Raw genomic sequence first — 5,792 nt, forward strand, 5'->3', positions numbered from 1 at the left:
AGTTTCAATATGATGACGGCATTGTCCGTTTGTTTGCGACGGCAACGATTGTTTGGGGCATCGTCGCCACACTGGTCGGCTTGATCGTCGCCGTGTTGCTGGTGCTTCCGTCGATCACGGGCGGCATGCCGTGGCGAGCGGGCCGTCGAGCAGCGATTCAGATCCAGCCGGAGTTTCGCGAGCTGTTCCGGCTGCCGGATCGGCCGCGTACGTCGGTGAGAGTTGTGACACCGTGAGCAGAATGGTGGCTAGCAGGGCGAGCGTGGTTGGCCGCGGCTTCGGTGAAGTGGAACCGGAGGGCTCGCGCCCATCCGCGATCAATTGGCCGTCAATCGCTGGGGATTTTAGCGGAAGGACGCGAGCCCTCCGGTATGCCTGCCTGCTTCGATCCAGAGGAAGCTGTTGCAAAAGGTTCATTCGGTAGGGCTCGTCGATGGGTGGGGAGATCGGGGTGGGAGGGGCGTCACGCCAATGATAGCCGGTGATTCCGCCGATTGACCCCTTTCGCAACGACCACCGAGCGCGATAATGCCAGATTCGCCTGGCGGTCCGCGCCGGTGGTCCCGTATTTCGGGGCTCTCGTTGGACCGTATTTCTGAATCACATCCCATCACAACGGAAGCATCCTCATGGCAGGAACCGAACGTCGTCGCGAAATTGCTCGTCTGCGTGCTCGTCGCAAGAAAACCATCAACCTGTTGCAACGCGTTAAGGCTGGTACGATGGAAAAGACCGAAGCCGCTCGCAAGCTTCGTAAGCTGACTCCTGGCGCGGACGTCATCATCAAGCGTGAAGGCCTCGCCTGATCAACGTTTGGCCCGCGGTTTAAAAGTGGCGACCGGCAATTCTTGCGAACCGTGCTCGACACAGCCGCGTAGCAAGCGCTCTTGAACCATTTCTTCCACGATAGAAGACGGGTACGACACTGATGGCAACAGCCACAACGGCGGACACGACGACCTCCCCCGAATCCACAGCGGGCGGTCGAAAACCCATGATCGAAGCGGTGGGGCTGAGTAAGTTCTATGGCCCTTTCGCGGCCGCACGCGATGTCACTTTCAGCGTTGGCGAAGGTGAATTGGTGGCCTTTCTCGGCCCCAACGGTGCCGGTAAAAGCACGACGATGAAGATGCTGACCGGCTACATCGCTCCTAGCGAAGGGTTCGCTCGGATCGCCGGTCACAACATGATGGACGACCGAATCGCGGGCAGTCGCCGCCTGGGGTACTTGCCCGAAAATGGGCCTCTGTATCCCGAAATGACTCCCAAGGGCATGTTGGAATTCTTCGCCGATGCTCGCGGCCTGTCGCCTCGCATCAAACGCGATCGGATTGACGCGGTGGTCGACATTTGTGACCTGTCGTCGGTCATGTACAAACCGATCAGCAAACTGTCCAAAGGATTCAAGCAACGGGTCGGCATGAGCCAAGCTCTGCTGCACGAACCCGATGTTTTGATCATGGACGAGCCGACCGCTGGATTGGACCCCAACCAAATTCGCGGCGTTCGCAAAACGATGCGGCGTCTCAGCGAGACCAAAACGATCCTCCTCAGCACGCACATTCTGCAAGAAGTCGAGGCGATGGCCGATCGCGTTGTGATGATCAACGAAGGCCGAATGGTCTACGACGGATCGGTCGAAGGTTTGCGAACCACCGGCAAAGGTGACTTGGACGAAGCGTTCCATCACTTGACCGGACAATCCGAATCCGAACCTGACGAAAAGGCGTGAGCCTCGGGTTCGAGTTTTGAACTCCCATTCGGTTTGATTTTCTGTTCGGCCCCAGGCTGACGGGATCGCCGAACAATGACACACCCTGACGATGATCTCCCGCGGTCGGATTGGCGGTGAAAGCGTGACGGGCCTGCCCCATCAAGCGCTTCGCCCGAGACGTTTCTTCACGTCCTTGATTTGATCGCTCCTGAACCCAGCACTCCAACCACTGTTTTCCAGTACCACCATGGCGCTCAACAACGTCTCGATGGCCTTGATCAGCTTGCTCACGAAAGATGCAATCTTTCTGTTGATCTTGCTGATGATCGTTTCTGCATTGGCCCGCACTAAACGAGCCGCTTTTGCGGTGATGAAGCGAAACTTCATTGGCTACTTCAGCAACCCGACCGGATACGTGTTCCTGTGTATCTTCGTGTTCCTGACTTCGGTTGCCGCGTTCTGGCCTTACGAGTTCTTCAACTCGAATTTGGCCACGCTGGATCAACTGAACTACTGGTTCCCCGTGATCATGTTGGTCTTCATCCCAGCCATCACGATGAGCATTTGGGCGGAAGAGAAACGTCAAGGCACCGACGAGTTGTTGCTGACGTTGCCCGCCGATGACTTCGACATCGTGATCGGGAAGTACATGTCGGCCGCGGCGATTTTCACCGCCTCGTTGTTGTTCAGCCAACTCAGCACCTTCACGACACTTGCCATCCTCACTGAAGGCAGCCTGGACACGGGACTGATCTTCACGACCTATCTGGGTTACTGGTTTGTCGGTTTGGCGATGATCGCGATCGGCATGATCGCCTCGTTCTTGACCGGCAACCTGACGGTCGGCTTCATCCTCGGTGCGTTGTTCAATGCTCCGCTCGCGTTCGCTTCTTTGGCCGATTCGGTCAGCCCCAGCCAACGAGTCGCGGAATGGGTTCGCGACAGCGGCATCGCTCGCCCGTTCGATGACTTCGGCCGTGGCGTGATCAGCTCTTCGTCGATCATCTACTTCATCTTGGTTGCCGCAGTCGCCTTGTACGTCTGCATGGTTTTGATCGGACGCCGTCACTGGACCGGTGGCAAAGACGGCAACTCAATGGCGTGGCACTACGTCGCCCGAGCTTTGGCGCTCGTGTTGTTCACCGTCGGTGCGGTGATGTTCTTCCGCAGCAAAGATGTTGTGCGAGCTGACATGACGGAGGGCAAAGTCAGCTCGCTGGCCGACGCCACCAAGACACTGATCCGCGAACTCGACGACGATCGACCGATCGTGATCGACGCGTTCATCAGCAAGGAAGTCCCCGAACTGTATGCCAAGACTCGATACGAGTTGGTCAACTTGCTGAAGGAATTCCGCAGCGAAGCGGCGAAGAACGGTCGCACGATCGAGGTCAATCTGTACGACGGAATTGACTTGTTCAGCGAAGACGCTGCCTTGGCCGCAGATCGCTTTGGCATCGAACCCGTCACGCGGATGTTCCGTGAAAAAGGGGCCTACACTCAGAAGCAATTGATTCTCGGTGCCGCGTTTCGTTCGGGCCTCGAAAAAGTCACTGTGCCGATCTTTGAATACGGGATTCCTGTCGAATACGAACTCGTTCGCAGTATCAACACTGTCGCTCGCGGTTCGCGAAAACGACTGGGGATCGTCGCCACCGACGCTCGCTTGATGGGCGGCACGGTCATGAGTGGCATGTCGATGCAGCGTGTTGAGAAACACCCGCTGATCGATGAACTGGCAAAACAATACGACGTCGAAGAAGTCGATCTGTCGGGGCCGATCATGCCGGGAATGTATGACGCTTTGGTGGCCGTTCAGCCTTCGTCGCTGGCACCTCAACAATTCGATCGCTTGACCGCTGCGATTCAAGCTGGTGTTCCCACGGCGATCTTCGAAGACCCGCGCCCCATTGGTGCTCAATACGTGACCGCAACCGGTGACGCCAAACAGGCACAGGGCGGCATGTTCGGTGGCGGTGGTGCGTCGCCCAAGGGCGACATTCGCCAACTGTGGGATGTGTTGGAACTGAACGTTCCTGGCCAACCTGGCATGCAGGGTTTGTTCAGCCCCGAATTGGTCTGGCAGCAACACAATCCTTATCCCAACCTCGAAACTGCTAACGAACTTTGGTTGTTCATCGACGAGCAAGCACGCGGGGTTCAGCCCGGCGAAGCGCTCAGCGACGACAGCCCAATCACCAGCGGTCTGCGTCAGGTGCTGGCGATTTTCGGTGGTGCGGTCTACGCGAAGAAAGACGCGACGCTGAAACACACCGCTTTGCTGACAACTGGGCCTTTGTCAGGCACTTTGCCATCGCAGGTGATTGGACAAGTCATGACGGGGCAAACGTCGTTGGCACAAGAGATTCAAGGCGTCAATCCGAACGCGCCGATCGCGATGGCGATCGAATCAGACAAGTCCGCCGAAGGCAGCGAAGAAGAGTCCGCTGGTATCAAAGCGGTCTACGTCGCCGATATGGACATCATCTTGCCGGAATTCTTGCTCATTCGAGCGGATCCCGACCAGATTTCGGACATGCGATTCCAGTTCCAAAACGTGACGTTTGCTTTGAACGTGATCGATTGGTTGACTGGCGACACCAGCTTCATCGATGTTCGAAATCACGAGCCGATCTACGCCAGCTTGCGAATGATCGATTCGGTCAAAGAGGAAGCGGCCAGCTTGGTTCGCAAACGAAGTCGTGAGTTCCAAACGCAGTACGACGAAACGATTCGCGAGGCTCAGGAAAAGAGCGATCAAGAAGTGCAGGCGTTGCGTGAAGAAATCGAGGAACTGCAGAAAGATCGCGAAAGCGGGGCCGTTCCTCAGAATGTCCTGCGTGAGAAGCTGACGGCATTCCAAATCAAGCAAGCCAACCAGCAGCGGATTTTGGACGTTCAGCAAGCCAAGTTGCAGAACGAACGCGAGCAAAAGATCCAAGATGTTCGTCGCGAAGCGGAACAAGAAGTCACCGCGATTCAGAATCAAGTCAAAACGGCCGCGGTGGTTCTGCCCTGCATCCCGCCGTTGATCGTCGGCATCATGGTGTTTGCTTCACGTCGTCTGCGTGAACGCGAAAACATCAGCAAGAGCCGCCTGAAATAACCCTCCATCAACCAAACAATTTCATAGAGACTGCAATCGTGAACGAAGGAAAGAAGACCGGAGCGTTTTGGGCTGCCGCGGCTGTCATGCTCGCGGTGGGATTGTTTGTGGCGTGGCCCGCATCGACTCAAACCGAATCGCCTTACACGCCTGGGAAACCGCTCTTTGAGAAGTTCAAGGATCCGTTGACCGCGTCGAACTTGAAAATCATCACGTTCGACGAAGAGCAAGGTCAGTTGGGAACATTCGAAGTCCGCCGCGATGCGGAGACCGGCGAGTGGACGATCCCTTCGCGAAAAGGCTATCCGGCCGATGCGGTGGAGCAGATGCGTGACGCTGCCAACGCGTTGGTGGGGCTGAACATCTTGGATGTTCAAACCGAAAACCAAGGCGACCATGCGGCGCTGGGTGTGGTGGAACCCAAGCTGGAAGATTTACAGGTTGGCGACACCGGCGTGGGACGCTTGGTCACTTTCAAAGATGAGTCGCAGCAAACGCTCGCTTCGTTGATCATCGGCAATCCGGTCAAGAACGAAGACGGCAAGATCTACGTTCGAAAACCCGGGCAAGATCCGGTGTATGTCGTGAAGATGGACGACTCGGTCTTGTCGACCAAGTTTCAAGATTGGATCGAAGAAGATTTGCTGCAGATGAGCAGCATCGACATCAAGGAAGCGGTCGTCAAAGACTACTCCGCGTCGCTCTCCGGACGAAGCGTTGCTCTGGAACGAAACTACACGGCTAAGTTTGTGATGGATGGCGCCGATTGGGCGTTGAACGAGTTGTTGGAATACAACTCTAAAAATGCGATGGCTGACCCAAAGGTCGTGCAAATGCCAGCCGACAAGGAACTCAACACATCCAAGCTGAACGAAATCAAGGATGCACTCGACGACCTGAAGATCGTCGATGTCGTACGCAAACCGGAAGGCATGAGAGCCAACCTGCGTGCGGACAAAGTTTTGGTCACGG

6 protein-coding genes are annotated in these 5,792 nt (G+C 56.3%); 5 read left to right on the forward strand and 1 reads right to left on the reverse strand.

Annotated features, from left to right (window positions below):
* The 3 genes from ACF8AM_RS20830 to ACF8AM_RS20840 all read left to right on the forward strand — a co-directional run.
* On the forward strand, positions 1-236 hold a 236-nt coding region (locus ACF8AM_RS20830), incomplete at its 5' end, for a hypothetical protein (protein WP_392557497.1).
* A 393-nt stretch (positions 237-629) separates the two neighbouring features.
* On the forward strand, positions 630-806 hold the full coding sequence (locus ACF8AM_RS20835; protein ID WP_392557498.1) for a DUF6800 family protein: 177 nt from the start codon (positions 630-632) through the stop codon (positions 804-806).
* 122 nt (positions 807-928) lie between these two features.
* A complete protein-coding gene (locus ACF8AM_RS20840; protein ID WP_392557499.1) occupies positions 929-1,732 on the forward strand; it encodes an ABC transporter ATP-binding protein in 804 nt (267 codons plus the stop codon).
* A 141-nt stretch (positions 1,733-1,873) separates the two neighbouring features.
* On the opposite strand, the gene ACF8AM_RS20845 is transcribed toward ACF8AM_RS20840, so the two are convergent.
* Positions 1,874-2,101, reverse strand: coding sequence for a hypothetical protein (locus ACF8AM_RS20845; protein ID WP_392557500.1), 228 nt, complete (start codon positions 2,099-2,101; stop codon positions 1,874-1,876).
* On the opposite strand from ACF8AM_RS20845, the gene ACF8AM_RS20850 reads away from it, so the two are divergent.
* The gene (locus ACF8AM_RS20850; protein ID WP_392557501.1) at positions 2,085-4,820 is read left to right on the forward strand and encodes a Gldg family protein; all 2,736 of its coding nucleotides are present in this window, start codon (positions 2,085-2,087) and stop codon (positions 4,818-4,820) included. The two genes, ACF8AM_RS20845 and ACF8AM_RS20850, sit on opposite strands and share 17 nt — an antisense overlap.
* Before the next feature lie 38 nt (positions 4,821-4,858).
* A partial coding sequence (locus tag ACF8AM_RS20855; protein WP_392557502.1) for a DUF4340 domain-containing protein occupies positions 4,859-5,792 on the forward strand: 934 nt, incomplete at its 3' end.

It is taken from the genome of Rhodopirellula sp. JB055 (assembly GCF_043100905.1).
In the GTDB taxonomy this organism is placed as follows: domain Bacteria; phylum Planctomycetota; class Planctomycetia; order Pirellulales; family Pirellulaceae; genus Rhodopirellula.

Excerpts from the sequence above, each read along its gene's own strand:
- ACF8AM_RS20845 (WP_392557500.1), bottom strand. The coding sequence starts at position 2,101 with ATGAAGTTTCGCTTCATCACCGCAAAAGCGGCTCGTTTAGTGCGGGCC.
- ACF8AM_RS20840 (WP_392557499.1), top strand. The coding sequence starts at position 929 with ATGGCAACAGCCACAACGGCGGACACGACGACCTCCCCCGAATCCACA.
- ACF8AM_RS20835 (WP_392557498.1), top strand. The coding sequence starts at position 630 with ATGGCAGGAACCGAACGTCGTCGCGAAATTGCTCGTCTGCGTGCTCGT.
- ACF8AM_RS20850 (WP_392557501.1), top strand. The coding sequence starts at position 2,085 with ATGAAGCGAAACTTCATTGGCTACTTCAGCAACCCGACCGGATACGTG.